Here is a 26,677-nt window from a genome sequence, read left to right on the forward strand (position 1 = left end):
ATGCGCGGTATACGACGATCTAATAGATCACTAAAATGCTAATGCGAGACTGAGATTAAATAGTTCCTGAAAGAGGCACCAAGGTATGCAGAAAACAGGTTTGGCTGGCTCTGGCCCGACAGCGTTCCAAGAACCGCAATCCGAGCCAAGGGCGGTCGCACAAAACCGATCTCGCTTGATCATCGCTATCTCGGTCCTCCTTACCTTTCTTATCTGCTATCTCCGCGGTTTCGTCCTACCCAATGTGCCTACCATGAGCTGGTCTGACCAGATGCTCTTTGCGACCAATGGCACACGGATACTGGCAGGACAGATGCCCTACCGGGACTACTTTCAGTTTCTCACTCCAGGCACGGACCTGATCTACAGCCTCCTGTTTCGATGGTTCGGTGTAGAACTCTGGATACCGAACCTGACAATGGCCTGTCTGGCAGCAATCGCAATGTGGTTGATGATGTTGGCTGCGCGTCGGGTATTGCGCGGCATGGCTCTCGCGCTGCCCGCTCTCTTCCTCATTGGGTTCGGACTGGCCGGAAGTCTCGATGCAACCCACCACTGGTTCAGCACCATTATCGCCATGACTGCAATGCTTGTACTCATGCGCGATATACAGCCTCGGCACATCGCGTTCGCAGGAGCTCTCTGCGGCGTGGCTGCCAGTTTCACCCAGACCAAGGGCGCACTCATCACTATCGGCTTTCTAATTTACTTGCTCTGGAAATCGATTGACGGGAAAGAACCGGCCCGCGTCTTCTGGTACAGATCGTCTCTGCTCTTAGCTGTTGCCCTATCTATCTTCTTTGCCATCAACCTTCACTTCATTCTCCTTGTGGGCTGGACGAAGTGGGTGCAAGCGGTAATCGTATTTCCGCTCCGTTACTATTCCAGCATTCCCGGTCAGACCGGCTTCAATCTTCTGGCCCAGATGCGTGGTCAGAAAATCCTTGGTCGGATCAGCGTCTGCTTCATCTGTGGTGTCGTGATCTCTGTCTATCCCATCTTTTTATTGGTACTGGTGCGTAAGCGCAGGACCGAAAGAAGGGAGCCTTGGGATCAGCTATTTCTGCTCGCTATCACAGGTTTCTCCATGTTTTTGACAGTCGCCCCGGGTATGACCGCTCTGCGAGTCTCGACAGTGAGTCTTCCCGCCATGGTCCTACTGGCGTGGCTTTTGAGCCGTGTCAGAGGTCCAATCCTCCTCGCTGGCCAGGCGATAGCTGTGTTCTCGTTTGCAGCCGCCATCTACATGTCCATCCAAACCCAACGGGCCACGTGGAACTACCTCACCCTACCCGCAGGTCGAAGCGCGATCCCGGACCGGGGCAGGTACGAGCTTTATCGCTGGACCGCCGAGCATACCCACCCAGGGGACATATGCTTTGGGGTCTCGTATATCTACCTTCCCTTGTGGTTGCACTCACCCGCTCCGATCGATTCGCCAGGCCCGTGGGGCTACTACCGTCCGGAACAGATCGCTGCATCGATCGCCGCAGTGGAAGAGAACAAAGTTCCTGTTCTGATCCTCAATTCCTACTCAGACGATCAATCGGTGTGGAGCTACAAAGCCGATAGTCTGCGTCCCCTCCAAATCTACCTCGACGCCCACTATCGTCATGTAAAGACCTTCACCAACGTCCTGAGAAACGAAGCGTGGATAAGAAAGGGTGAGACAGATGCTCCAATCACTCCTGGCAACCAGTCAACTCGAAAATAGAAGCCAGATATTTGGGGGCGGGTGGCCCAGGCCTGAATCGACACCCACTTCTGTAGGAACGCTATGAGATCTGGTCATCCGCCTCACAACTATCCAAAGACGCAAGGCAAACCATGAGGCAGAGCAGAAGTCCGGATCATCCGCAAGTGGTCGATATTTGCACGGTTTTCGCTCCTTAAGCTCTCCTTCCCCCGAAATCGACATAATGCGCCTCTAAGCGTTGCTTTAAAGCTTTTGAGCAAAGCACAAACAGCAAGGCCGGGATTGCTCCCGGCCTTGCTGTCTTGCTTGATGTGGTTGTGAGTTACGCGTTAGCGGCTTCGGTCTCCCGTTCAGCGCGGGCTACTTCGTTCTCGCGGTCCTTGGCTTCCTTCAAGGCAGCCAGGTCGCGCTCTTTCTTGGCTTCCGCGGAGTTCTGGCCGAGTTCTGCAGCCAGCTTCTCCGTGGTGAAGGCCTCGATGATATCGCCCGACTTGATGTCCTTGTAGCCGGCGAGATCGATACCGCACTCGACACCCTGGCGGACTTCGCTGACGTCGTCCTTGACGCGCTTGAGCGAGGAGATCTTGCCCTTCCAGACCTCTTCTCCGTTGCGCAGCACGCGTACCTGGGCGTCGCGCTTGATGATGCCGTCCCGAACCACGCAGCCGGCGATCTGGCCGACCTTGGTGATCTTGAAGACCTGTAGCACTTCGGCGCGGCCAGCGTAGTTCTCCTTGTAGACCGGCTCGAGCAGGCCAAACATCGCCTTGGTGATCTCGTCCTGCAACTCGTAGATGATCGAGTGCAGACGAATCTCGACGTTCTCGCGCTCGGCGACTTCGGCCGACTTGCGGTCGGGCCGCACGTTGAAGCCGATGATGACAGCGTTCGACGCGGAGGCCAGCAGCACGTCCGACTCGGTGATAGCACCGACGCCCGAGTGCAGCACCTTGACCCGTACCTTCTCGGTGGACATGCGCTGCATCGAGTCGGCCAGTACTTCGACCGAGCCCTGCACGTCGCCCTTGAGGATGAGGTTGAGGTCCTTGACGCCTGCCTGCTTGATCTGTTCGGCGAGGCCTTCGAGAGACACGCGCGAGCTCTTGGCAAGCTGTGCTTCGCGTTCCTTCATCTTGCGGTACTGCGCAATACCCTTGGCCTTGTCGCGGTCCGCCATGACGAGGAACGTGTCGCCCGCATCGGGAATCGACTCGAGTCCGAGGATCTCGACCGGGGTCGAGGGACCGGCTTCGGTGATGGCCTGGCCACGGTCATTGAACATGGCGCGGACCTTGCCGAAGGTGTTGCCGACGATGTAGCTGTCGCCAATCTTCAGCGTGCCGTTCTGCACCAGGATGGAGGCGACCGCACCACGGCCGCGATCGAGCTTGGCTTCGATGACCGTACCGACTGCCGGACGCTCTGGCTGGGCCTTCTGTTCGTTGCTGTCGGCGACGAAGCAGATCATCTCCTCGAGGTCATCGAGGTGGAGGCGCTTCTTCGCGGAGACTTCGACGAACTCGGTGTTGCCGCCCAACGACTTGGCCTGGATGCCGCGTGCCGCCAGCTGCATCATGACCTTGCTCGGATCCGCTTCGGGCTTATCGATCTTGTTGACCGCAACGATGATGGGTACCTTCGCCGCGTTGGCATGGTCGATCGCCTCAAGGGTCTGGGGCATCACGCCGTCGTCGGCTGCGACCACGACCACGACGATGTCGGTGATCTTGGCGCCGCGAGCACGCATACGGGTGAAGGCCTCGTGGCCCGGGGTATCGAGGAAGACGATCTCGCGCCCAAAGGCGGGAGAGTCGGGCTTGGTGACGTGAACCTTGTAGGCACCGATGTGCTGGGTGATGCCGCCGGCTTCGCCTGCCGCCACGTCCGTGGAGCGGATCGCGTCGAGCAGGGAGGTCTTACCGTGGTCGACATGACCCATGATGGTGACCACCGGAGCGCGAACGACTTCGACCATGTTCGAGGTGTCTTCGAGGAAGCCCTCGATGGCCTCGTTCTCAAGCTGTTCTTCAACCGTGATCACGGTGGCATCGGCGCCGAACTGGCGTGAGACCTCCTTGACCAGTTCGCCGTCGAGCGACTGGTTGACGGTGACCATGACACCCTTCATCAGCAGGGTAGCAATGAGGTCCTTGCCACGGATGTCCAGCTTTTCAGCGAGATCCTTGACCGAGATGCCTTCGGTGACCGTGATGGTCTTGGTGATCGGCACCTCGCCCATCGGGATCTGGGGCGCGCCGAAGCGTGGGTTGTAACCCTTGAGGGCGACTTCCTTGTTCTTCTCGTAGCGTGGACCGCCGCGGCCGCGCTGGCCGGGACGAGCCGGACGAGCGGGTGCCGGAGCGCCTTCAGCCGGGGGCAGCATGCCGCCGGGACCGCCGGGGCGTGGGCCGAAGCCGGGACGCGGTGGGAAGCCAGGACGGCCGCCGGGAGCAAAGCCGGGACGTGCACCCGGAGCACCAGGGCCTCCGCCGGGACCGCCGGGGAAGGTACGGGTGGGGTGCATCGGGCGCCGGGCGCCGGGAGCCATGGGACGAGAGCCGGGACCACCAGGGCCGCCCGATCCAGCAGGACCGCTGCCGGGGCGCGGACGCTCGAAGATGGGGCGACGGACAGCGCCAGGCATCACCGCCGGGGCGGTGTAACTGGGCCGGGGACCGGTCTGCGGCATGACGACGCGGCGAACCGGAACTGCGGGAGCCGCAGGTGCTGCCTCGGGAACGGGCGCGGCAGCTTCTACAGCTGCAGTCTCTACGACGGCTGCCGGTGCTGCTGGTGGCTCGGGGTCAGAGAGAGGTGTGACAGGCTGCGCAGGGGCTGCTGCTGCCACCACGGGTGCCGGTGGCGGTGTGGGAACGGCAGCGGGTCTCACGACAACCGGAGTGGCAGGCGGCGTGGAAGCCACCGCTGGCGGAGGTGTCGCGACAGCGGGTCTGGATATGAGGGGGCTGCCTGCGGGCCGAGGCGGAGCCACGATGACAGGACCTGCCCCGCGAGGCAAGGGAACGATCCGCCGTGGGGCTGGAGCGCCCGAAGGGGTTGTCGCTGCAGGCGTGGGTGTGGGCGCGGGAGCTGGCGTCGGCGTCGGAGGTGGTGGTGGGGCCGCGACTACTGTAACCGGAGGTGCGGGAGCGGCGACAACCGCCACGGGGGGCGGTGTGGCAGGACGCGCTACGGCTACGACAGGGGCTGCGGAAACGGGAGCGGCCACTGCCACTGCGGGACGCTGTGGCGGTGGGGCAGCCTTTGCGGCAGCCTCAGCCTGCTTGCGCTCCAGAATAGCCTTCAGCGCATCGCCGGGCTTGGAGACGTTCGCGAGATTGAAGGCAGGCTTAGTCTCGGCCATAGGCTTTGTCGCTGCGGAGCGTGCACCACGATTGAAGTACGCGCGAACCTTCTCAGCTTCATCTTCTTCGATGGAGCTCGAATGCGTCTTTTTCTCGGTAACGCCTACCGCTATCAGAGCATCAAGAATCGGTTTGCTCTTTACTTCCAGTTCCCGTGCAAGATCGTTAATTCGAACTTTGCTCATCCGTCCCTTTTCAGTTCCACTGCGCGCTTAGCTGTTCATATCAGCCTCATGTCGGAGTAGGTGTTGGTTCAAGGCTATTATCCCTTGAAATTTCAAATTTGTAGCCATTGCCGACGACGTTTCTCTATGAAAAGCGTCGCCGGCCAGGCTTTGTGAACGTGAATCGCAGCTGTTAACCACGGTCGCGCCCATCGTCGATGCCTTCGTCGGAAAACTCCTGGGCCTGATCCACCAGCTCATCTACGGTGTCGTTGTCCAGTTCGATGCCTTCTTCGCGAGCGTCGTTGGCATCATTCGCGTCGCTATCGGATATTTCATCCTCAAGGTTTGCGATATCTTCGGTTGAAAATTCGTTGATTTCCTCGGCCCCGCCGTTATCGGAGGCTTCTGCTGCAAGGATCTCTTCCGGTGTCTGGCTCATGGAATGTATTGTGTCTCCTGCCTCATCGGATGCAGCAGCAGCGGCAACAGCTTCCTCACCGGCAAGCAGGGCAGGCTCGACGGGGGCGGGAACTGGCCGTTCTTCGCCCTCTTCGTACTGTCCGAAGTAGTGGCGAACGGCTACGGCGATCTTTTCGACCGTCTTGTCGCCGATACCCGGAACCTCGCCCAGCTCTTCGGCGGTCATATCGGCGAGCGATTCGACCGTCGTGATGCCTGCCGCGATGAGCTTCTCCATGACGGACTCGCCCAGCTCGGTAACCTGTTCGATCGGCGTCGAAGGACCGCCAGTCATGGCCTGCATCTGCTGCTCGACCTCCTGGCGCTTCTCCTCTTCGCTCTTGATGTCGATCTTCCACTGCAGCAGCTTGGCCGCGAGACGAACGTTCTGACCCTTCTTGCCGATGGCCAGCGAGAGCTGCGTGTCGTCGACGATGACCTCGAGCTGCTTCTCAGCCAGGTCGGTGATCGAAACGCGCGAGACCTTGGCGGGCTGCAGGGCCTTCTCGGCGAAAGTCGTGATCTCTTCGGAGTACTCGATGATGTCGATCTTTTCGCCACGCAGCTCGCGGATGATCGACTGCACGCGCATACCCTTCATGCCGACGCAGGCGCCGACCGGGTCGACGTCCTTGTCGCGGGAGACGACGGCGATCTTGGTGCGCTCGCCGGCTTCGCGGGCGATGGCGCGGATGCTGACCGTGCCGTCGTAGATCTCGGGAACTTCGCTCTGGAAGAGCGACTGTACTAGGGCCGGAGCGGCGCGGGAGACGATGACCTGCGGGCCCTTGGCGGCGCGATCCACGCGCAGCAGGACAACACGGACGCGCTCGGCGACCGAAAACTGCTCCAGGCGCGACTGCTCACGCTTGGGCATGCGGGCCTCGGCCTTGCCGAGGTCGAAGATCACGTCCATCGGCTCCAGGCGCTTGACGGTCGCGGTCAGGATCTCACCGGCGCGGTGGGCGTACTCGTTGAACACGGTATCGCGCTCGGCTTCGCGGACCTTCTGGAAGATGACCTGCTTGGCCATCTGCGCGGCGATGCGGCCGAGCGGGGTGGTGTCCTTGTAGAAACGCAGCTCGCCGCCGACTTCAACCTCGGGTGCGAGTTCGCGGGCCTGCTCCAGGGCAAGCTGGTTGTCGGCGTCTTCGACGAGTTCAGGGGTTTCCACGACGGTCTTGAAGACATACGCGCGGATCTCGCCGGTTTCGCGGTCCATCTCGCCGCGCATGTTCTCGACGGTCTTGTAGTACTTGCGTGTCGCCAGGGCGATCGCGTCTTCCACGGCGCCAACTACGATCTCCGGATCGATGCCCTTTTCGCGGCTCAACAACTCAATCGATTGATACAGGGGACTAGCCATTCGTCTTCTCGTTTCTCTTCCGTATTTCGTTCTGGGTTCTCAGTCGTCAGTTCCAAGTCATCAGTTGAAGGCTGATCCGCCTCTCCTGAGAACTGGAGAGCGGACCACCGACGGACTCTCTGCCTAAATCTCTGCTACCAGGTTTGCTTTTTCTACGTTCGCTAACGAAATTTCGACGGTCTGCGCCGTTAAAGTCTTCTTTGCCTTACCTTTTTGCTTTACAGCAGCCAGATCGAGGGTCAGATTCGTACCCTCGAAAGCTACCAGCCGTCCTGTAAAGTGCCGGTTACTGTCGACCGGCGAGAATGTCTGCACCTTCACCAGGCTGCCTTTAAACCGCTCGTAATCAGCGGCCTTCAGCAGCTTGCGCTCCAGGCCAGGAGAGCTGGTTTCAAGGGTGTACTCTGCGCCGGGAATCAGATCTTCCACGTCGAGCACGGTGCCGAAGTCGCGGGCAAAGTTGGCGCAATCTTCGTGCGTCACGCCCGAGAGCGTCTCTACGGGGACACCTTTGGGCAGTCCGGCTTCTTCGTTGGATGCGGCTTCGGCGGTAAACTTAGCGCGGGCGGCGGCATCTTTTTCGAGAAACACTCGAAGCGTGCGATGTTTGGACCCGCCAGTGAACTCGAGGTCAACGACCTCAAGGCTGTGCGAGGCCGCGATGCGGTCGGCGGTGGCGCGAATTGTCTCTAACTGCAGGGCCATAGATCGTCTTGTGGTGCTTGGGTTTGCGGATGCTGTCACCGTTCCGCGAAAACCATATTTAGAGCAAACAAAAAGTGGGCTTTCGCCCACTCCTCTCTTCCGCCACTTTCCGGTATGCTCACGGCTGCTACAGCGGCAGAACAAATTCGTCTGCTTTAACGAGTGTAGGACGGAAACCGAGAAAATTCAAGGTGGGTGTGTCAGCGGGGTTTGGCGTCGAATAACATAGGGAGCAGGAAAGGGAGGCTCCATGGCTGTGTCTGCCCAACCCGTTGCTGCTCGTACCACGCCCAGTCTGGATTGGGGGGTGACCCCGGAGCGTGTCGAGGAAGCTGTCCGGCGGATCATTGAGGCTGCGGATCCCCTACGCATCGTCGTGTTCGGTTCGCGTGCCCGTGGAGACCATCGCGCCGACAGTGACCTGGATCTGGCCGTTATGGTCGACTCTGCAGAAGACACTCAGAAGGTGACGTACCATACGCTCGAAGGCCGTCGCATGTCGGTCGACTTGCTGGTCTACTCGCGCGAACGCCACGAGAAGTTTTGCCGTTCGATCAATAGCGTGCACAGCTACATCGACAGAGAGGGAGTAGTTCTTTACGAACGCAATGCCAATCGATCCCCAAGCCGAACTGCTATTGCTCAAGTCAGCGGAAGATCGCGAGTGCCTGAATTATCCGCTGCCTAGGACCAGCTTTGGATATCACGCGTCGCAGGCGGTCGAAAAGTTGATGAAGGCTCTCATCTCTGCCCGAGGTGAGGTCTATCCCTTCACGCATGAACTCGAAAAGCTACAGTCCCAATTGAAAAATGCAGGTGAAATCCTTCCTGCGCTGACATGCGAATTTGATGATCTGCAACCCTACGCGGTGTTGATTCGCTACGACGCGGCTAAAGAGCTTACAAGCGCGGAACGGGGCCGCTTCATCGAAACGGTGGATATTCTCCGCAAGTGGACCGAAGCTCGCATTGCTGTCCTCAGCACATAGCCATGCCAATCGCTACCCTCACCCTCGAACTCGCCATTGAACACGCCCAGTCCCTGAAAGACCGTCGGCAGGTGGTTCGTTCTTTGAAGGACAAGCTGCGTCACGGCTTCAATATCTCGGTCGCAGAACTGGATGAAGCCGTCGTCTGGAACCGCGCAACCCTTGGGATTGCGGCGATCTCGGGCTCGCCGGCCTATCTGGCGGGGCAGCTTCGCGAGGTTGAGGAAGCCGCCCGGCGGCTGGCCGCAGGGTTGGGCGCGGAGATTGTGGACAGCTTCCTGGAGAGCGATGTCGTGCTGGACGCACTGGATGCCGAGCCGGATGCGCAGACGGAATAACCCTGCCAGATGCCGCTCCACACCGCCCTCTCGTGAACTTATGCTGAAATCGCCTCCAAAAGTGCTATTCTGCTTGGCTAGCCATGCCTGAACAAAGAGCAAGAGATTATCACCGGGGCCGCGTCGTCAACACCTTCGCAGAAGAGATCACCGCCATGCTGGAAGGTGAGTTGAGCGACCCGCGAATCGCCCCCTGTCACGTCACCGAGGTCGTGCTCGCGCCGGGCGGGAAGAGTTGCCGTGTCTTCATCGCCGTTACCGGCAATGAGAAGGACGAGGCCGACACCCTCGCCGGTCTCATGACCGCGCGGGGTTACATCCGTACCGAGATTCGCGATCGCATGGGGGTACGCCATGTGCCGGAGATCACGTTTGCCATCGACCGCTCCGAGAAGATCAACGCCCGCATGGACGAACTGCTGGGGCGTATGGAGAAGCGTCGCGCCAAACAGGCCAAGAAAAAAGCCGCGGCTGCGCTGCCCGAGAGCAAGGAATAATCCCAAGATCAATGGCCCACGAGGATTCGATCGCCGCACTGCTGTCCCTGCTTCATGCACGGGAGAGCTTTGTCGTGACCTCGCATGCCCGTCCTGACGGCGACGCCATCGGCTCGGCACTGGGTCTGATGCATCTGCTGGACGGCATGGGCAAGCGCGTCACTGTTGCCTTTGCCGACCCCATTCCCGTCATTTATCGCTGCCTTCCGGGCATCGAGCGAATTCAGGTTGCGCTGCCGGTGGCTACGCCCGCGCCGGACGCCGCTATCTTGCTCGAGTGCGACGGCTTTGAGCGCACCGGGTTTGAACGTGCAGACTTCGACCGCATGGGCGCCGGGTTGACGATCAATATCGACCATCACCTCAGCGGGAAGACCTTTGCCAGCTTCAACTGGATCGATCCTGAGGCCTGCGCCGTAGGGGCGATGATCTACGATCTCGCCGTCGCCTCCGGCACTGAGATCACGGCGGACATGGCGACCTGCCTCTATACGGCTGTGCTGACCGACACGGGTTCGTTTACCTATCCCAGCACTGTTGCTGCCACCTTTGCCCTGGCCGAGCACCTGGTCAAGCGTGGGGCGGATGCCAACAGAATCGCGCAGGCCGTCTATTTCTCCAATCCTCCCAGCAAGATACGGCTGCTGGGGGCGGCGCTTGGCAACATGCAGATTGAGGGTTCCGTCTCCTGGAGCTGGATTACGCAGGAGGAGATGGCCCGCGCCGGCGCAGAGGTCGAGGACTGCGAGGGCGTTGTGAACTACCTGATCGGCATTGCAGGGGTAGATGCGGCGGTATTTCTGCGCGAGCTTCCATCGCGGAAGGAGTTTCGTCTAAGTCTCAGGAGCAAGGGCGAAGTCGATGTTGCGCAGGTAGCCGAGCGATTCGGTGGGGGCGGACATCGCAATGCCAGTGGATGCACTCTGGATGGCCCTCTGGATGAGGCGATCGAGCGCATCGTGGCGGAATTACGGCCGGATCGCAGGCAGCCTGTTCACTGAGATTCCAGTAAGACAGGGAAGTCTGGTAGCCTAAATCTCGTCCCGGACTCGATCTGAAGGCAGCGCCCATGGCAAACCTTCCGGTCGGTTCAAAGCACTCTGACGAAATTTTGACGGATACTCCACAACTCGAAGCGTTGGTCCCTCGCAGCAAGGGGTTGACCTCCCGTTTCGGACCGGGATGGTTGCGCGAGTTCGCCCGCACACAGTGGGGCTGTACGATCTGGGAGCTCATCGTCCTGGTGGGCGTATCCGGCTACTTCCTTCTCTTTTGCCTCATGCCGTACTTCGGTGGCGATCAACTGGGGCTGGTCGGCGCCGATGAGCCGCGCTACGCGCAGATCGCTCGCGAGATGCTCGCCGCTCATTCGGAGGACTGCCACGAGGTCCACGCCCGGATTACGCCGCACAGCCTGCGGCCCACCGACATTCACGCCTCCTACGTCTGCCTGATGGGCGGAACGGTGACCCCGATCCTCTACGGCAAGCCCTGGCTGGAGAAGCCAGCTCTCTACTACTGGCGGGCGATGGGCTTCTTCAAGGAGTTCGGCGTCTCGGACTGGTCGGCGCGATTGCCATCGGCTTCCGGTGCCGGGGCACTGATCTTTCTGGCCTTCCTGCACCTGCGACGATTCCGGCCCGGCGGCCATCTGGACGCGGCACTCATCATGGTGTCGACCGTGGCAATCTTCTCGTTCGCGCGTGGGGCCTCCACGGACATGCAGCTCGCCGCGCCCTTTTGCATCGGCATGCTTGGCTGGTATGGGTGGTATGAGACCGGCAAGAAGTTCTGGCTCTTCGACCTGTACTTCTTCGGCGCGGCCGCCACGCTGGCCAAGGGGCCGGTTGCTCCCTTCCTGATGCTCGGCATCCTGGTGCTGTTCTGCGGCCTTCGTCGCGAGTGGTCGGCGCTGCGGCGCACTATCTGGCTTCCCGGAATCCTGCTGTACCTGGCGATGGTGCTGCCCTGGTACATCGCGGTGCAGCGGCGCAACCCGAGCTTCTTCCGCCAGTTCTTTATCGAGCACAATCTCGAGCGCTTTGCGACCAACCGCTACCAGCATCACCAGCCGGTTTATTACTACCTGGTGGTTCTGATCCTGGGGCTTATGCCGTGGACGGCTCTGGCCATCCGCGCCCTGGTCGATGCGGTCCAGGTCTCGATCGCAGAGTGGAAGGTGCGGCATAATCCGCAGCGCTATCTCGGCCATACCCGCGCCGGCGATGCGTTTCCAGAGTTCCTCGTCCTATGGGCCCTGTTTCCGGTCCTGTTCTTCTCGTTTGCGGAGTCGAAGCTGCCAGGGTACATTCTGCCGTCGATCCCGCCGCTGGCGATTCTCACCGGCGATTATCTCTTTCGCACTCGCCGCGCCGGTCTTCCCTCGTGGCTGTTGAGCCTGCATGCCGGACTGACTGGCCTTCTCACGTTTGTCCTGTTGCTGTGCCCGCAGTACATGGTCTACCAGCGCATCGTTCCGGCGGCGAAGACGTTCATTTGGACCGCAGCGCTTGGCGTGCTGGCGACATGGCTCATTATCTTCGTCGCGCAGCGTTATGGGGTTCGCCACATTCGCACCGTAACGTTGATTCCTCTGGCGGGTCTGCTCTTCTTCCTGCTGAAGCTGAATGGACGCGTACTCGATCTGAACTACTCGGCACGGCCCCTGGCTCGCGAGATCCAGCAGGCTGCTCCTGAAGTTCCCGTGGTTGCCGTGCAGGACGTGCGTCGCGACCTCGACTATGGCCTGGCCTTCTATCGCAACCAGAACGTAGTCCACTACGATACGGACGGCATTCCGGACGAAGAGCATGTGCTGGTGATCCCCACGCGCGAGGCCGATCAGATTCCTTCCCTGGTACAGGGCCGCGTCTATCAGCAGCTCTTTCTCTATGAGACACAGGGGCTCTCCGTCTACAAGATCTATCCGCGCAGTTGACCCTGAGACTTTCTTATCCCATCGATTCGCCGATTTGCACGGACACATCAAGGGGCAGTGTGAGACGATTGCCCCTAAGATGACCTCCAGCGCTCAGATCTTCGGGGCTCCAACCTTCGGCTCTCAGATCGAAGTGCTGGATTTGCGTCACTTTTCAGCGGCGCAGTTGCGGCCTCTGCTGTTCGACGAGTGTGAGCGCTGGGAGAGCAGGCTGCGCTGGGACTATACGAACTCGATGGAGCTGCTGCTGCAGTATCTCGACAGCCGCGTGCTGCCGGGATTCGTCGCGCTGCATGGCGGCCGCGTCATCGGCTATACGTTTTGCGTCTTCGAGGCGGCCAAGGCTGTGATCGGCGATACCTACGCGCTCGGCGAGAGCGGGACGCTCAACAACCCTGTCTGCGAAACGCTGCTGCATCATCTCATCGAGATGCTGCAGGCGACACCCGGCGTCGACCGCATCGAATCACAGTTGTTGATGTTCCCCCTGGGCGCGCTAGCCAGTCCGTATCTGTCGAGAGGGTTTCACAGCTTTCCCCGGCTGTTTATGGAACAGGACTTCTCTGAGTCGAAGCCGCTCGCCCCTCAGCCGGCATTGCCGGCATCGTTGAAGCTGCAACCCTGGCAGCCGGAGTTCTACGAAACGGCTGCCGAGTTGATCCATCGCTCTTATGCGGGGCACATGGACAGCCATATCAACGACCAATATCGCAGCGCGCACGGCTCGCTGCGATTCCTGCATAACATCGTCCGCTTTCCAGGCTGCGGCGCCTTCGATGCCGCGAACTCCTGGGTACTGCGCGACGAACGCAGCGGCCGCCTGCAGGCGATGGTACTCAGCTCACGCGTGCGCTCCGACACCGGCCATGTAACGCAGCTTTGCGTCGCACCGGAGCTACGCGGCTTTGGTCTGGGACGCATCCTGATGCAGCAATGTGCAAGCGAGCTGGAGCGAAGCGGAGGAACGTCGCTCTCCCTCACCGTAACCGAAGAAAATTTAAACGCACGCCGCCTCTACGACGAACTCGGCTTCCGCACAGTACATCGCTTCGAAGCGATGGTGTGGGATGGCGGCAGCGAGTAAGACAGAGTGATAAGTGAAAAGTGGCAAGTGATAAGTAACAAAGCTCTGCTACTTACCACTTACCACTTGCCACTTGCCACTGTTGCTACTGCTATTCCACGTGATAGTTCGGAGCTTCGCGCGTAATCACTACGTCGTGGACGTGGCTTTCGCGCAGGCCCGCGCCGGAGATGCGAATGAACTGGGCGTTGGTCTGGAGCTCTTCAATCGTTCCGCAGCCGAGATAGCCCATGCCGGAGCGCAGGCCGCCTACGAGCTGATAGATCATCGCCTCGAGCGGTCCACGATGCGGCACGCGGCCTTCGATGCCTTCGGGGACAAACTTCGCCAAGCGGTTGCCACCATTCGGTGCCTCGCGCGCTGTCAGTGAGACGCGCTCGCTGCCGTCCTGCTTGAGATCGTCCTTGCTCTGGAAGTAGCGTTCGCCCGAACCCTGAGCCATGGCGCTGAGAGATCCCATGCCGCGATACGCCTTGAAGCTGCGTCCCTGGTAGAGGATCGTCTCACCGGGAGACTCGTCGACGCCCGCAAACAGCGAGCCCATCATGCAGACGCTCGCGCCCGCGGCGATGGCCTTGGTCACGTCGCCCGAGTACTTGATGCCGCCGTCGGCGATGACCGCGATGCCGCGCTGGCTGGCTGCACGGTAGGCTTCGGAGATGGCCGTAATCTGCGGCATGCCCGCGCCTGTGACCATGCGCGTGGTGCAGATCGAACCCGGTCCGATACCGACCTTGACGGCGTCGGCGCCCGCATCGATCAGTGCCATGGTGCCGGCGTAGGTTGCGACATTGCCGGCCAGGAGGTCGACATCCGGGAAGCGCTTCTTGACCTCGGCAACGGCCTCCAGCACGCGCGAAGAGTGGCCGTGTGCGGAGTCGATCGCGAGAGCATCAACGCGGTTCTCGATCAGTGCCGCAGCGCGCTCGAGGTAGTCGCCCGTAGCGCCGATGGCGCCGGCCACGCGCAGGCGGCCCTGGCCGTCCTTGCTGGCGTGTGGATACTTCAGCTTCTTCTGGATGTCCTTGACGGTGATCAGGCCCTTGAGCTCGTAGGCGTCGTTGACGACCAGCAGCTTCTCCACGCGATGCTCATGCAGGATGTTCTCGGCCTCTTCGAGCGTCGTTCCCACGGGAACGGTGATGAGGTTTTTCTTGGTCATCACGTCGGAGATAGGAATGTCCGTGCGCGAGACGAAGCGCAGGTCGCGGTTGGTGAGGATGCCGACCAGCTTGCCGTTCTTGGTCACGGGCACGCCGGAGATCTTGTAGCGGCGCATCACTTCGAGCGCATCGGCGATGGGGCGTTCGGGATCGATGGTGACGGGGTCGACGATCATGCCGCTCTCGGAGCGCTTGACCTTGTCGATCTCGCCGGCCTGCTGCTCGATCGAGAGATTGCGGTGAACGACGCCAAGGCCGCCCTGCTGGGCGATGGCGATGGCAAGACGGGATTCGGTAACGGTGTCCATGGCAGCGGACATCAATGGGGTATTCAGCGTAATGTTTTTGGTCAGGCGCGTCTGCGTGCTCACCAGGGCGGGAACAACGTCCGAGTAAGCGGGGACGAGCAGCACGTCATCGAACGTGAGCGCTTCGGGAATCGGGTTCAAAATCATAATTCTCTATTGTTGCACTCTGGGCGGAATATCGGGTTAAATCCAGGTCAGTTTCGCAGGAGAGGCGGTGATGGTATATCTGGCATACCCGCTTGATGGCGGGTTTCTAGGAGCACCATGTCACGATCCCGTAGAGAGTTCCTTGCCCAGGGTTCACTGGGCCTGCTGGCCGCCGCTATCATTCCGCAAACCACTGAGGCTGCTCAGGTTCCACAGACCCCGGGAGCTCCTCCGGCGTTCGGTACAGCACCCCCGGTTGGCCCGGCTGTATCGCCGGAAACCTTCGCGGCGGCTGAAAAGCTTGTGCAGGTAGAGCTAACGCCTGCCGACCGCGCGCAGGCTGCAGGGAACTGGCAGCAGTCGATGGCGACCGTGTACGAGCGGCGGGTAGGGCCTCGCAAAGTGGCGATCGAAGAGGCCATTGCGCCCGCGACCGTGTGGAATCCGGTATTGGCAGCGTCGCAGGTAGGAGTTGTTGCTGCTGGGCAGTTCCATCTCGGAGCAACGACCGGAGCCCCGCTTCCAGCGCACGAGGAGGACATTGCCTTTGCGTCGACGGTGCAGTTGTCGCATTGGATCCATGAGCGCAAGATCACGTCGGAGCGGCTGACGAAGATCTACCTGCAGCGGCTGGAGAAGTACAACAAGCAGTTGAACTGCGTGATCACGCTGACGGCGGACCATGCGCTCGATCAGGCCCGCAGGGCGGATGAGGAACTTGCCGCAGGACATGATCGCGGGCCGCTGCACGGTATTCCGTGGGGAGCGAAAGACCTGCTGGATACGGCGGGAATTCCCACGACCTGGGGAGCGGAGCCGTATCGCGACCGCATCCCCGCCAAAGATGCGACGGTGACTCAACGCCTGAATGATGCGGGCGCGGTGCTGGTGGCGAAGCTGAGCCTCGGAGCGCTGGCTTTGAACGATGTCTGGTTCGGCGGGCAGACGAAGAACCCGTGGCTGCTGGAAGAAGGGGCCTCGGGCTCAAGCGCTGGGCCGGGTTCGGCGGTGGCGGCGGGATTGGTAGGGTTTGCTATCGGCAGCGAGACGCAGGGCAGCATCGTGAGTCCGTCGATGCGCTGCGGCGTGACGGGCCTGCGTCCGACGTATGGCCGCGTTCCCCGTACCGGTGCGATGACCCTGAGCTGGACGTGCGACAAGCTCGGTGCGATGACGCGCGGAGTTGTAGACACGATGCTGGTGCTGAACGCGATCTCAGGCCCGGATGGGCAGGACGACGCGTGCGTGCCCAGCAAGCTGAACTTCGCCGCAGGGAAGAGCGTGGCGGGTCTGCGTGTCGGGTATTTTCCGGCGTGGATGAAGGAGGCTCCGGCAACCGCGGTGGACCGCGCGGCGCTGGAGACGATCAAGAAGCTGGGCATGGTGCCGGTAGAGGTGTCGCTGCCGGACTGGCCCTACGACTCGCTCAACATCATCCTCTTCGCCGAATCGGCGGCAGCGTTCGAGGAGTTGACGCTCAGCCACAAGGTCGACGAGTTGAAGATGCAGGTTCCGGATGCGTGGCCGAATACCTTTCGCCAATCGCGCTTTCTCTCCGCGGTCGATTTCGTGCAGGCCGACAGGCTGCGCCGCAAGGTCGCGCTGGAGATGGCGCGGGTGATGTCCGAGGTCGATGTGCTGCTGGTTCCGTCGCTGCGCGATGAGGCGCTGGTAATCACAAATTTTACGGGGCATCCCTCGCTGACGCTGCGTGCGGGATTTGTAGAGGTCACCGAGGCTCGCAGCGATTGGGCTCCCGACCCGAAGCATCCACTGCCGAAGTTCGCGACACCACGCCGTGTGCCGTATGGAGTGACGTTGATCGGACGGCTCTTTGAGGAAGGCACTCTCGCTCAGGCGGGGATGGCGATGGAGCAGGCCTTTGCTGTTGCGAGCGAACGGCCAGCGGGGTTTTAACGTGGCCTGTGCCTTTCTTGTTGTCATTCCCGAAGGTAATCTGCTTCCTGCTCATGCCACGAATGCTCTCGTAGCACAGGCAAACAGCAGATTCCCTCCGGGAATGACAACAAGAAAAGCAACGGCAAAAGCACTTGCGGAATACGGCTGTTGCAGCGCTTCCGCTACTACCGCGCTCCCGCACCACGCACGAAGGTGATGGTCAAATCGACAAGATGCGTCTGCGGATCGGCAGACGCCTGAAAGCTAGCCGAGTACGTAGCCAGATGCTGGAGCGCGGTGTTGTTGTTGATGAAGGTCTGGACGTAGTGTTCGTTGTAGAGGTCGCCGGGCTTCATGCGCCAGCCTGAGTCGAACTCCTTCTGAGCGTCGGGTGAGAGGTTCAGAGGCGTCACGCTTTTCAGGTGGTATTGCTCTCCGGGGATGACATGGAGAGTGTAGGTGACGGTGTGGGCCGTGTCGTCGAGTTTGGGGGCGGGGTCGAGGTAAGCGTCGAGATAACCCTGGGAACGGTAGGCGATGAGGATGGGAGCTTCGGTGGTATCGAGCAGACGAGACGCGGCGACCTGACCGGCATGCAGCTTGGTGTCACGGGCAAAGTCAGCGTCGCTGTAGACGGGCGAAGCCGTCCACGTGAGTCCAGCGACCGTGTACACCGCACCCGTCTCAAGGTGTGCGGTGTAGGTGACTCCGATACCCTCCGCCGTCGCAGACGGCGTGCGTTGGATGCCGTCGAGCCTGGCCGTGACATAGCCGAGGTTGAGCCACGGAGAGAGCAAGCGGTCTTCGACAGTGGTGCCGCTAAGACCCTCGTTATAGGCCATACCGGCGAGGCGTGCCTGGTAACGCTTGAGAGCTTCGGCGGAGACATCGGACGGTGCGCCGGTAAGCGCGACGCTGGTAAGCCGGACAGAGGGCTGCTCGACCTTGAAGTCGACGACGCGCTGCGGATGCTGTGTCGTGGGCTCGACGGTTACATGCGAAACAGTCGCGGTAATCCCTTTGGCGGCAAGCATCTGCTGGAGTGCGGTTTGAACAGTGTCGGCGAAGTTGCCGGCATCGGAGAAAGTTCCGCGGTAGAGCGGAACACGCGAGTGGATGCCGCTGCCGAGTTCTTCCGGAGTGAACCAGACAAAGTTCTCAAAGCTGGCGGGGATAAGTTTCGCGGCCGGCATCGGCTTCAGTGAGAGAAGCACCGTGCGGGCCTTACCCTGTCCGCTGAGTGAGATCTCCGCATCGTCGAAGAGGCCGGTGTCGAGCAGGTGCTGTGCTGCCTGTGCGAGCGAGTCGTGCGCCAGCATCTGACCGGGCTGCAGGCCGGAAGCACCCAGGAGTTCGGTATCGGTGTAGGGTGCGCCACCATGAAAGACAACTTTGTCGATGGTGTATTGCGCACAGGCAGGAACGCTCGCAAGAAGCAGGACAGCAGCAGTAAGACTGAAACGTAGCATGGGTGGGCTCAGAGTAATGGAATGCCTGGCTATACGCAAAAACTTATTAAGGCTTGGTGACTATGGATGTCAGTGTAAAGGTAACCGTGTGATGAGCTTGATCGCGTTGCTCGGCAAGCCTGGTGGTTTTCAGGGCTTGTTGTTCCTTGAGTGTGCGGAAGATCTCCTGCTGGACTTCCCGGTCGGCCAACACGCCGGCCTTCAGTTTGGGGTCGTGTGCGAACGCAGACTGTTGATTGGCGGGCAGCGCGGAGCTGTCCACGCCGGCAAGGTGATAGACCTCACCTACGGTAATCGCGAAGGAATAAGCAACGGTATGTGCGGTGCTGTTCTTGTTCGCGCTGGGTTTGACCACAGCATCGAGAAAGCCCTGGTCCGTATACGCTCTCTGCAGCAAACCCTTCCCGATTCGCAAGACCATGGGTGAGGCAGGATCTCCCACCTTGATCTCCGTGGTCTTCTCCTGCTCTGCGTGTGAAAGAGGAGCAGCGGCCTGAATATCGATCTGGGCAACGCGATAGATCTCACCCTCGCGTACGGTTGTGCTGGCATCGACCACAAACCGGTTTCCATCCTTGCGAGGCACGGTAAAGACCGGGGGATCTGTCGCGATGTCGAGATACCCAGCGTTCTGAGAGAGGTCGGTGATGTTGTCGCGGATGGCCTTGGAGGTCTCGTAGAGATCAAGGTCTTGCCCGGAGAGCGAGCGTTGAACCTCTACGAGCTTTGGAGCCAGGGCAGACGATACGCCTTGAAGATGGATCTCGCCCAGAACGATTTGTGGGCTTGAGATGAGTAGCGTGTTGCCAGCGATTGAGCCATCGGGACCGCCGGCAGTCTGCATCGCCGTTACCTTCGCCTCGATGCCTTTCTCGCGCAGAAGATCGGTGAGAGCCGCTTCTACCTGGTCGGGGAGGTTTCCGCTAAGGGGCATCGTGCCGTGAAAGAGGGGGACGCGTGCTTCGACCAGCTGTTCGAGTTCGGCGGGTTGCCACCAGGTGAAGTTGGCATAATGCACCGGCTGTGACTGGCTGGCTGCGGCTGCAGTCAACTTGAAGACCAGCGCGTCGCTGTTCACTGTATAGCTCAGGTCGGTGAACAGGCCGGTGTCGGCGATTCGCTGTAGCGCGGCTTCAATCTCCTGTTTTGAAAGTGTCCCAGGTTTGAGTGCGGCGATGCGAAGGAGATTGGCGGTATCGGCATCTCCCGCACCTTCGATGCGGATCTGTTTCGGGGTGTAGGTCTGGGCGGAAAGAGACAGTGTGCCGAAAAGGCAGAGCGAGAGAGCTAAGGCAGAGAGAGCACGGAAAAAGGCTTGCATGGGAAGAAAGGAGAGATCCTCGATAAAAATAATTGGAATAAATCAATCATTGCCGTTCACTTATTCCTGCTCTACGCGTCACGAGTGTATCGTCTAAGCGCAAGTTTCCCGAGAAGTTTTGTGTGAATAAATTCATGATCTCTTCGTGATCAGCCTTGTGTAGTCCGGCAGAGGTATCCCTCTGAATCCATCACGCCCCTCCGAGTCACAATTCTGATTCCTCTGAAGCACAGGAGCCCACTTACAAAGTGGGCAGTTTGTTTTTAACCAGTCCTTGATAACCAGTCCTGGAAACACGGTAGCGAAGAGTGCTTGTCGATTCGATCAGATGCAGGATCATCACCTGGCAGATTTTTTTTGTAACGTTTTCGTTACGCCCCACACTATCGAGATATGAAGCGGGAAAGCGAAGCGTCAATGCTCGTATTTCTGTTTCAGCCCGTGTCCTTCTTCTCTCCCGGTCCCAGGAATCTGGTTCTCAATTCCTGGCTAACTGGCGATATGTTTTTGCGCGGGTAAACGAAATGGAAGCAAGGGTATGACTTCTTTTTATTGTTCTCAAACGGTCTTCTTTGCTGCATCCCGAAATCTCGTTTCAGGTATTCCGAGAACGGTAGAAAAAATCTCCGAGGAGGATGTTTATGGAAAATGCTGCCGAAATTTCAAGAAATGCGGCCTCAAGTTCGAGGTGGTCCCTCTGCTCGGCTCGTCCCAAAAGCCGCAGCAGTTGCTGCCTGAAGGTGCCGCAACAGATCGTCCACGATCCTGATCCCGCTACCTACGATCAGCAACTTGTCTTCTCTACGGGGGGAGCTCCGACCTTCAACAGTCCCGATCTCAACACCGTGGATCTCTGGCCGCTGCGCCCCATCCCAGTTCTTACGGCGACCGTGCGCAACCTCTCTTCCGAAGCCTCGGCAAATAATACCCGCATAGACCTCAGTTGGAGCGCATGGGGGATCGGCATGCCGCGCACTGCTATCGGCTCGACCTTCGTCAATCTGGCCCGAGCTGGCTATGCGGGTGCAGAGACAACGCTCTCGTGGCCCACGCCTCCAGTCGTTACCGCGGCTGGCCGCTATGGCATCTTCGTGAGCATTGTTCATCCCTACGACACCGATCCTTACAACAACAACGGCGAACAGACCATGGATGGCTTTCAAACGAGCACCGGCCGCTCCAAGACTTTCGTCGTTCCGGTTCGCAATCCCACCGGCTCAACCCAAACCATTGATCTCACCACTGGCCCGTCACAGGTCGCTCCCTGGACCACCGTTGTACCCTCCACCCTCACCCTGGCTGCCGGTGCGCAACAGGACGTCATGGTCCACATCAACGTACCCTCTTCCGTTCCCCCCTCACCTTCCGGAACCCTGGTCAGCGCGGGCGTCGATGTCCTCGCAACGATCGGCGGAGTCTATCTGGGCGGAATTAATATCGCCATCCTCTTCGACGCTTAAGGAGTCACCTATGAACACGAGAATCTGTACGCGAATGGGCCTGATAGCCGGTGGCTTTGTCGGGGTGCTTGTCTCCCTGGTGAACACGCAATCCAACTGCTGCGGCACCCCCGTCTTTCCCGCCACCTTTGCCCAACTGGCTATGGACGGCCTCGTCGTCGCACTTATCGCCGCCTTTCTCACCGCGGCGTTCATCTGCCTGGTTAGCCATCTACCCCTCAAGCCAGTCTTTCTACTCGCCCTTTACATCGGAGTCGTCACCGGCGTTCTGCTCGGATGGCTGGCTTACCACATCCACAATCCTGGTCTGGCGCTGGTTGTCTGTGCCTATCTCGGAGCAGCCCTGGGCTCGCTCGTCTGTCGCATCCTTTGCGGCGACGCCGGCGCCCTGAGAACGGTAGGTGCGCGATGAGTACTATGGCCCCAGCTTGCGGCGCCCAGCAGCCCGGCAATATTCCTACTCCCTTCGATTGGTGGCCTTTCGTAGCCGCGCCTATTATTGGCGGCGCTCTGGTCTATGTCTGGACGAGCGGCATTCCCATCATCAACGGGATCGTCGGCGCTACCGGTGCCGTATTCGGCTTCTCCACGCTGACCGGCGGAGCCGCGGGTGCAGCCGGCATCGCTACCCTCGTCCTCTACTACGTGCTCAAGGCAGATGGCTGTATCCGCTCCACTCCCAAGGGCGAGGACATCTGCTTCTCAGGCATCGTCAACGACACCACCGACGAAAACTCTACGGCTGTCGACGTTCTCGCTCCCTTCGCCATGGGGCCAGCCGGCGTCTTCGATGTCGTAGTCAAGTCGATCTACTGGCACTATGTAACCCAGAACTCCTACTGGGTCTATTGCGACGATGAGGGCGCAGCCATGCTCCCCTGCCTGATCAAGAGCGAGACTGCCTGCGGAGGCCATATCGGCTCTCTGGTCGGCGTCGTCGTTGGCGCTATCGGCGGCATTATCCTCGGCTACTTTGCTGCAGCCGCGGTGGGCATTGCGATCGGTTGTACCGCGACTGGATTCTTCTATTTGCTCTGCCTGATCATTGCTCTCATCATCGCCGCCATCGTTGCTGCCGTCGTGGCCTATGCCGGGGCCGTCATCGGCGGAGCGGCGGGAGAAGGCATCGCTGCCGCTACCAACGGCAACGATCCGGTTGTCACGACCTGGAAGGGTCTCAGTCCGGGCGACATCGTGACTGTCCAGGGGAATTGGGTCACCGACGACTCCGTAGGCAACAACGAGATCTTTTACACCACCAGCATCAACAGGACAGGCAACATCGGCTCCCCCGCTCCTTACACCACGACGCAGGCAGACTCTACCGCTTCCGACGACTGCCCAGTTGCGCCGCCGCCGATCCAGTAACCGCTGGACAAAGGATTCTGCTTGAGCCGCTCTGCAAAGTCACGGCTCAAGCAGGAGTGCGGCAGGTTCTTCAATCGGGCAGAGCGGAATTGCTGTGACGGAGTGGCTTCTCCCTCAAGAAAAGCCACGCTGCACAAAGTTGGAAATGCTCAACAATTCGATGAAAGAAAGGTTTCAGAGTATGTCATGCCCTTGCAGCAGCTCGAATTCGAGATCGGGACCGGCAAGATTCCCCTCATCCGGAAGTCTGCCGACCTTATCTGACATCAAGGCATTTCGCTCGGGCCAGCCTGCCGTGCCTTACGTGGTCCGTAGCCCGGCAGACCTGCGCATGCTTCTCCGCCCGCAAGCCATCCTGCGTCCTTTTCTCAAGCCAGGAGTTTTAGTCAGGATTCCTGAACTCTCTCCAGCCGAGTGCCAGGCTTGGGAGCAACGCCTCACTCCGCTCGTTCAGGAGTGCGGTTGCAACGCCGGCACCCTTGCCGTGGGTATCTTCCTGGCCCTATCCGTCCTGGCGGCTTTCTTCACCAACATCCCCGACGACTTTCGTTTTCCCTTGCAAACCTATCTCATCGGCTCCGCATGTTTCGTGGCGGGCCTCATCCTGAGCGCCTTCATCGGAAAGCTGAGCGGGCAGGTGCTGGCGGCTCTGCGCCTTCATCGCGCCTGTCAGGAACTGGAGACAGCCTTGAACCTGGAGCCCGGACCCTTCAAAACAAAACTTGAGCTCTAGTTTAATGACACGCCCTGATAGTTACAGACTGACGTATTCCTGCTCGACGCGTCACGCGTGTATCGCCTAAGCGCAAGTTTTCTGAGGAGTTTTGTATGAATCAATTCATTGCGTCTTCCCACTCCTCACGATGCGATTTACATGCTCTTAAATTCCTGAGGAAGGAAGAGGCTAAAGACTGTTCCGCCATTCTTCGCCTGCGATGAACGCACTTGAAGAATTCCGTGATGCTTGCTGACGATGCCACTCGATATCCAGAGTCCCAAACCTGTTCCGTTGATCCCCTTCGTCGTGTAAAACGGCTCGAAGATCCGTTCTCTGACCGCTTGATTCATCCCATGTCCGGTATCGGCAATCGTGATGCGGACGCCTGGGGTGTTGCTCTTCCAAAGGCAGGTATCCCGTGTCCGAATGAGAAGCCGTCCGCCGGTTTTCATCGAATCGATGGCGTTTCCGATCAGGTTGTTCAGGACCTGCCGTACATCCCCCTCGTAACAAACGACTGCCCGCGAGCCGCAGTGGCGCACCTGTACATCAATATTTTCGCGTTCGACAGCTTTCCGTGATGGAGGCCGAGCGTAGGCTCGAGCAGCTCTTTGGCCGTCACGGCTCTCGGATTTGTAGCCTGACGATGAAACCGCAGGGTGTGCGTAACAATCTGGCTGACGCGCTGCAGTTCGGCTTGTGCCGTTGCAATATAGCGTTGCGCCTCTTCGTCCCGGGTATTCCGCTCCACAATGTAAAGAATGTTCGTGACGGCTTCCAAAGGGTTGTTGATCTCGTGTGAGATGGAGGCGGCAAGACGGCCGACGGCAGCAAGCTTCTCACTTTGAATCAGAGCCGACTCCGCCTGCTTCTGAAGTGACATATCCGTGAGGAATACAGCGATGCTTTCCAAGACGTCTTCAGATCCCTGCGATGGAATGACTGTTGCTCCAACCAGAAAAGGAATCTGTCTTCCATCCTTTGCCCGAAGTTCTTTGTGATACGAGTCGGCGATACCGGAGATCTGCATCTGTTCCTCGGCCTTACGATCGGCCTCGGCATATTCCGGCGTGTTGATGTCATCCCATCCCAATCTGCCCGCCGATACTTCGTCGGGAGTGTAGCCCAGCAGGCGAAGGATGGCTTGATTGGCATAGGTAATACCGTCATTTTTGTTGCCGATGATCACCCCTACGATGGAGTTGTCGAGGACAACCTGAAGCGTCTCACGCTCCTGCTTCAGTTCGGCGAGCGCCGCGTCGCGTGCCAGCAGGGAATCGCGAATCTCGTACTGGCGTTGTCGCGCACGAAGGGCAGCGCGTACGCTGCTGACAAGCGTCGCCGTCCGGATGGGGCGTTCCAGCAATACTGGAGCGCCGAGAGGAAGCCGCTGGAACTCCAGCCGATGAGTCCGTGACGTCTCCCGTCCACTGCCGGTCAAAATTAGTATGGGCAAGTCGGACCAGGCAGCCTGCCTTTGCGTCCATTCGCCGAGAATGCGGATCGTCTTTGTATCGAGCGCCTCTTCTGCAATAAGAAGAGGGCCGACCGGTTCGCTCCTCAGCAAACACAGCGGATCGGTGCAGACTTCCGCAGCGAGTCCGTTCTGTTGCAATACTCCGGTGATCAATTCTGCGTCGCGCCCAATCGGAGCAATAACGCGCACGACCATACTCATAGTCAGGCCTCGGGCGTTTCTTACTCGTTATGGTTCATCGTATAGTTCGGAACCCCAGTCAATACGCCCTGGAAGCTCGTAAGTTGTTCTCCTACGACCACTCCATCTTTGCCCATGCTGAGTTCGCGCAATGTGCGCTCGTGTGGGCCGACACGTTGTTTCACAATAGAAAGAACCTGACGAATAGAACCTTCGGCCTCGAAGTAGCGAAGGAGCATGACAGTGTCAGCCAGATAACTTACATCCACTTCTGTGAGCATGCTTCCGACCAGCCCGTGCTGCGTATAAATGATGAAGGTAACCACTCCCTTTTGGTTGAGAAAGGCGAGCAGCTCATGCAGATGCAGACTTAGATCGTTCTCGCCCGGCATCGCCATCAAAAAACCATTGAGACTGTCGATCACGACCACTCGCGTGTCCTTCTCTTCGACATCGCGGCGAATCTGCCAGGCAAACTCTCCTGGTGAAAGTTCCGCAGGATCGACCTGCGACATCGCGAGAGTTCCTCGAGCAATCTCAGATCTTACGGGCATCCCTAACGACTCAGCGCGATCCTGAGCGGTCCGCAGGATCTCATCGAACGCATAAACGATTGCGCGGTCTCCACGCTTTGCAGCGGCATACGCATAGACCATCGCCAGTGTTGATTTTCCGCACCCCGAAGGTCCGATGAGAAGCGTCGACGAGCCGCGATTGATGCCGCCGCCAAACATCCTGTCCAGCAGGGGTAACTCACTCTGAATCCTCTCTCCTGCAAAGGTAGTAGAGTGCTCGTTGGCGACGAGGCGAGGATAGATATTAAGACCGCCTTTTGCGATCATGTAATCGTGAAACCCCTCGCGATAGGCGCTTCCCCTCAGCTTGATGATCTCAATCTGGCGACGAGTTACACCGTAGGTTCTGCGCATCTTTTCCAGGCGGATCACGCCGTGAGCGATGCTCTGCAACTGCATATCGCTGCCTTCCGCCGTCCTGTCATCCAGCAGAAGTACAGTGGTGTCCCGTCCACCGAAGAAATGCTTCAAGGCTAAGAGCTGTCTTCGATACCGCATCGTATCCGCCGCAAGCAGACGAAGCTCAGAGAGCGAATCGATGACGAGGCGTTCCGGCTTTAGGTCATCGATGAGCTGCGTGAGCTTTTGTATGGTGCCTGCCAGCTCCACTTCGCTTGGGTGGAAGACCGTATATTGCTGCTCTGGAGTCAGGCTTGCTTCTGCGGGAATAAATTCCGAGATAGGTAGTTGCCTGACGTCCCAGCCATGAGAGAGAGCCGAGCCCTCGAGTTCGGCCTTGGACTCTGAGAGGGTGATATAAAGAGAGCTTTCTCCTCGCTGCACGCCAGCCATAATGAACTGCATCGCGAGCGTGGTTTTTCCTGTCCCTGGGTCTCCCTCCAGTAAATACATCTGCCCAGCAGGCAGTCCTCCGCCCAGAATGTCGTTTAGTCCAAATATGCCGGTATTTATCCGATCTAATTCGTCATGGTTTGCCATAGAAGATCCTTCGTGTTCCAAGTTGACGGTTCTCCTCAATGCCACGCGT

General features: G+C 59.4%; 22 protein-coding genes. 13 read left to right on the forward strand and 9 right to left on the reverse strand.

What is annotated here, in order from left to right; translation table 11 throughout:
• The first annotated feature begins 253 nt into the window (after positions 1-253).
• Positions 254-1,714: a hypothetical protein gene (locus ACIX8_RS03370; protein WP_150110473.1), complete on the forward strand. Its 1,461-nt coding sequence runs from the start codon at positions 254-256 to the stop codon at positions 1,712-1,714.
• Positions 1,715-2,018: 304 nt separating this feature from the next.
• Here the strand turns inward: ACIX8_RS03370 and infB are convergent, their stop codons facing one another.
• The 3 genes from infB to ACIX8_RS03385 all read right to left on the reverse strand — a co-directional run bounded on the left by infB (position 2,019) and on the right by ACIX8_RS03385 (position 7,758).
• The gene (gene infB / locus ACIX8_RS03375; protein ID WP_014263914.1) at positions 2,019-5,246 is read right to left on the reverse strand and encodes a translation initiation factor IF-2; all 3,228 of its coding nucleotides are present in this window, start codon (positions 5,244-5,246) and stop codon (positions 2,019-2,021) included.
• A gap of 172 nt (positions 5,247-5,418) precedes the next feature.
• Complete coding sequence (gene nusA / locus ACIX8_RS03380) at positions 5,419-7,053, reverse strand: transcription termination factor NusA (RefSeq protein ID WP_014263915.1); 1,635 nt, start codon at positions 7,051-7,053, stop codon at positions 5,419-5,421.
• A 123-nt stretch (positions 7,054-7,176) separates the two neighbouring features.
• A complete protein-coding gene (locus ACIX8_RS03385; RefSeq protein ID WP_014263916.1) occupies positions 7,177-7,758 on the reverse strand; it encodes a ribosome maturation factor RimP in 582 nt (193 codons plus the stop codon).
• 250 nt (positions 7,759-8,008) lie between these two features.
• Here ACIX8_RS03385 and ACIX8_RS03390 point away from each other — a divergent pair, with 250 nt between their 5' ends.
• The 7 genes from ACIX8_RS03390 to ACIX8_RS03420 all read left to right on the forward strand — a co-directional run bounded on the left by ACIX8_RS03390 (position 8,009) and on the right by ACIX8_RS03420 (position 13,604).
• Positions 8,009-8,446 (forward strand): nucleotidyltransferase domain-containing protein, encoded by a 438-nt coding sequence (locus tag ACIX8_RS03390; protein WP_014263917.1) that lies wholly within the window; start codon positions 8,009-8,011, stop codon positions 8,444-8,446.
• A complete protein-coding gene (locus ACIX8_RS03395) occupies positions 8,367-8,747 on the forward strand; it encodes a HEPN domain-containing protein (RefSeq protein ID WP_083836606.1) in 381 nt (126 codons plus the stop codon). The genes ACIX8_RS03390 and ACIX8_RS03395 overlap by 80 nt, the downstream gene beginning before the upstream one ends.
• Positions 8,748-8,749: 2 nt before the next feature.
• Positions 8,750-9,085 carry a DUF503 domain-containing protein gene (locus ACIX8_RS03400; RefSeq protein WP_014263919.1) on the forward strand — a complete coding sequence of 112 codons (336 nt, stop codon included), beginning with the start codon at positions 8,750-8,752 and terminating at the stop codon, positions 9,083-9,085.
• 83 nt (positions 9,086-9,168) lie between these two features.
• A complete protein-coding gene (rbfA, locus tag ACIX8_RS03405) occupies positions 9,169-9,582 on the forward strand; it encodes a 30S ribosome-binding factor RbfA (RefSeq protein WP_014263920.1) in 414 nt (137 codons plus the stop codon).
• 11 nt (positions 9,583-9,593) lie between these two features.
• A complete protein-coding gene (locus tag ACIX8_RS03410) occupies positions 9,594-10,583 on the forward strand; it encodes a DHH family phosphoesterase (RefSeq protein WP_014263921.1) in 990 nt (329 codons plus the stop codon).
• Between the two features lie 68 nt (positions 10,584-10,651).
• Positions 10,652-12,520 carry an ArnT family glycosyltransferase gene (locus tag ACIX8_RS03415; protein WP_014263922.1) on the forward strand — a complete coding sequence of 623 codons (1,869 nt, stop codon included), beginning with the start codon at positions 10,652-10,654 and terminating at the stop codon, positions 12,518-12,520.
• A gap of 79 nt (positions 12,521-12,599) precedes the next feature.
• Complete coding sequence (locus ACIX8_RS03420) at positions 12,600-13,604, forward strand: GNAT family N-acetyltransferase (protein ID WP_044176076.1); 1,005 nt, start codon at positions 12,600-12,602, stop codon at positions 13,602-13,604.
• Between the two features lie 91 nt (positions 13,605-13,695).
• Here ACIX8_RS03420 and guaB read toward each other — a convergent pair whose 3' ends face one another.
• Positions 13,696-15,222 carry an IMP dehydrogenase gene (gene guaB / locus ACIX8_RS03425; protein WP_014263924.1) on the reverse strand — a complete coding sequence of 509 codons (1,527 nt, stop codon included), beginning with the start codon at positions 15,220-15,222 and terminating at the stop codon, positions 13,696-13,698.
• Positions 15,223-15,339: 117 nt separating this feature from the next.
• On the opposite strand from guaB, the gene ACIX8_RS03430 reads away from it, so the two are divergent.
• Positions 15,340-17,139: an amidase gene (locus ACIX8_RS03430; RefSeq protein WP_014263925.1), complete on the forward strand. Its 1,800-nt coding sequence runs from the start codon at positions 15,340-15,342 to the stop codon at positions 17,137-17,139.
• Positions 17,140-17,306: 167 nt separating this feature from the next.
• Here ACIX8_RS03430 and ACIX8_RS03435 read toward each other — a convergent pair whose 3' ends face one another.
• Together ACIX8_RS03435 and ACIX8_RS03440 are read right to left on the reverse strand one after the other, a co-directional pair.
• Positions 17,307-18,590, reverse strand: coding sequence for a POTRA domain-containing protein (locus ACIX8_RS03435; RefSeq protein ID WP_014263926.1), 1,284 nt, complete (start codon positions 18,588-18,590; stop codon positions 17,307-17,309).
• Between the two features lie 46 nt (positions 18,591-18,636).
• Positions 18,637-19,911 (reverse strand): POTRA domain-containing protein, encoded by a 1,275-nt coding sequence (locus tag ACIX8_RS03440; RefSeq protein WP_014263927.1) that lies wholly within the window; start codon positions 19,909-19,911, stop codon positions 18,637-18,639.
• Positions 19,912-20,651: 740 nt separating this feature from the next.
• Between ACIX8_RS03440 and ACIX8_RS03445 the strand changes: the two genes are divergently transcribed.
• From ACIX8_RS03445 to ACIX8_RS03460, 4 genes are all read left to right on the forward strand, one after another.
• Positions 20,652-21,371: a hypothetical protein gene (locus ACIX8_RS03445; RefSeq protein ID WP_150110474.1), complete on the forward strand. Its 720-nt coding sequence runs from the start codon at positions 20,652-20,654 to the stop codon at positions 21,369-21,371.
• 10 nt (positions 21,372-21,381) lie between these two features.
• Positions 21,382-21,783, forward strand: coding sequence for a hypothetical protein (locus ACIX8_RS03450; protein ID WP_014263929.1), 402 nt, complete (start codon positions 21,382-21,384; stop codon positions 21,781-21,783).
• Between the two features lie 5 nt (positions 21,784-21,788).
• Positions 21,789-22,739 (forward strand): hypothetical protein, encoded by a 951-nt coding sequence (locus ACIX8_RS03455; RefSeq protein ID WP_044176082.1) that lies wholly within the window; start codon positions 21,789-21,791, stop codon positions 22,737-22,739.
• 331 nt (positions 22,740-23,070) lie between these two features.
• Positions 23,071-23,472 carry an MraY family glycosyltransferase gene (locus ACIX8_RS03460; RefSeq protein ID WP_044176084.1) on the forward strand — a complete coding sequence of 134 codons (402 nt, stop codon included), beginning with the start codon at positions 23,071-23,073 and terminating at the stop codon, positions 23,470-23,472.
• A 137-nt stretch (positions 23,473-23,609) separates the two neighbouring features.
• On the opposite strand, the gene ACIX8_RS24320 is transcribed toward ACIX8_RS03460, so the two are convergent.
• The 3 genes from ACIX8_RS24320 to ACIX8_RS03470 are packed head-to-tail and all read right to left on the reverse strand — an operon-like array spanning position 23,610 to position 26,628.
• A complete protein-coding gene (locus tag ACIX8_RS24320; protein ID WP_052310559.1) occupies positions 23,610-23,909 on the reverse strand; it encodes an ATP-binding protein in 300 nt (99 codons plus the stop codon).
• A 29-nt stretch (positions 23,910-23,938) separates the two neighbouring features.
• On the reverse strand, positions 23,939-25,135 hold the full coding sequence (locus tag ACIX8_RS03465) for a PAS domain-containing protein (protein ID WP_083836608.1): 1,197 nt from the start codon (positions 25,133-25,135) through the stop codon (positions 23,939-23,941).
• A gap of 20 nt (positions 25,136-25,155) precedes the next feature.
• Positions 25,156-26,628, reverse strand: coding sequence for an ATPase domain-containing protein (locus ACIX8_RS03470; protein WP_014263932.1), 1,473 nt, complete (start codon positions 26,626-26,628; stop codon positions 25,156-25,158).
• Between the last annotated feature and the right edge of the window lie 49 nt (positions 26,629-26,677).

The sequence above is a fragment of the Granulicella mallensis MP5ACTX8 genome, from assembly GCF_000178955.2.
GTDB classification, from domain to species: domain Bacteria; phylum Acidobacteriota; class Terriglobia; order Terriglobales; family Acidobacteriaceae; genus Granulicella; species Granulicella mallensis.

Coding starts and splice junctions, on each gene's coding strand:
- ACIX8_RS03370 (WP_150110473.1), top strand. CDS start 254: ATGAGCTGGTCTGACCAGATGCTCTTTGCGACCAATGGCACACGGATA.
- infB (WP_014263914.1), bottom strand. CDS start 5,246: ATGAGCAAAGTTCGAATTAACGATCTTGCACGGGAACTGGAAGTAAAG.
- nusA (WP_014263915.1), bottom strand. CDS start 7,053: ATGGCTAGTCCCCTGTATCAATCGATTGAGTTGTTGAGCCGCGAAAAG.
- ACIX8_RS03385 (WP_014263916.1), bottom strand. CDS start 7,758: ATGGCCCTGCAGTTAGAGACAATTCGCGCCACCGCCGACCGCATCGCG.
- ACIX8_RS03390 (WP_014263917.1), top strand. CDS start 8,009: ATGGCTGTGTCTGCCCAACCCGTTGCTGCTCGTACCACGCCCAGTCTG.
- ACIX8_RS03395 (WP_083836606.1), top strand. CDS start 8,367: ATGCCAATCGATCCCCAAGCCGAACTGCTATTGCTCAAGTCAGCGGAA.
- ACIX8_RS03400 (WP_014263919.1), top strand. CDS start 8,750: ATGCCAATCGCTACCCTCACCCTCGAACTCGCCATTGAACACGCCCAG.
- rbfA (WP_014263920.1), top strand. CDS start 9,169: ATGCCTGAACAAAGAGCAAGAGATTATCACCGGGGCCGCGTCGTCAAC.
- ACIX8_RS03410 (WP_014263921.1), top strand. CDS start 9,594: ATGGCCCACGAGGATTCGATCGCCGCACTGCTGTCCCTGCTTCATGCA.
- ACIX8_RS03415 (WP_014263922.1), top strand. CDS start 10,652: ATGGCAAACCTTCCGGTCGGTTCAAAGCACTCTGACGAAATTTTGACG.
- ACIX8_RS03420 (WP_044176076.1), top strand. CDS start 12,600: ATGACCTCCAGCGCTCAGATCTTCGGGGCTCCAACCTTCGGCTCTCAG.
- guaB (WP_014263924.1), bottom strand. CDS start 15,222: ATGATTTTGAACCCGATTCCCGAAGCGCTCACGTTCGATGACGTGCTG.
- ACIX8_RS03430 (WP_014263925.1), top strand. CDS start 15,340: ATGTCACGATCCCGTAGAGAGTTCCTTGCCCAGGGTTCACTGGGCCTG.
- ACIX8_RS03435 (WP_014263926.1), bottom strand. CDS start 18,590: ATGCTACGTTTCAGTCTTACTGCTGCTGTCCTGCTTCTTGCGAGCGTT.
- ACIX8_RS03440 (WP_014263927.1), bottom strand. CDS start 19,911: ATGCAAGCCTTTTTCCGTGCTCTCTCTGCCTTAGCTCTCTCGCTCTGC.
- ACIX8_RS03450 (WP_014263929.1), top strand. CDS start 21,382: ATGAACACGAGAATCTGTACGCGAATGGGCCTGATAGCCGGTGGCTTT.
- ACIX8_RS03455 (WP_044176082.1), top strand. CDS start 21,789: ATGGCCCCAGCTTGCGGCGCCCAGCAGCCCGGCAATATTCCTACTCCC.
- ACIX8_RS03460 (WP_044176084.1), top strand. CDS start 23,071: ATGCTTCTCCGCCCGCAAGCCATCCTGCGTCCTTTTCTCAAGCCAGGA.
- ACIX8_RS24320 (WP_052310559.1), bottom strand. CDS start 23,909: ATGAAAACCGGCGGACGGCTTCTCATTCGGACACGGGATACCTGCCTT.
- ACIX8_RS03465 (WP_083836608.1), bottom strand. CDS start 25,135: ATGAGTATGGTCGTGCGCGTTATTGCTCCGATTGGGCGCGACGCAGAA.
- ACIX8_RS03470 (WP_014263932.1), bottom strand. CDS start 26,628: ATGGCAAACCATGACGAATTAGATCGGATAAATACCGGCATATTTGGA.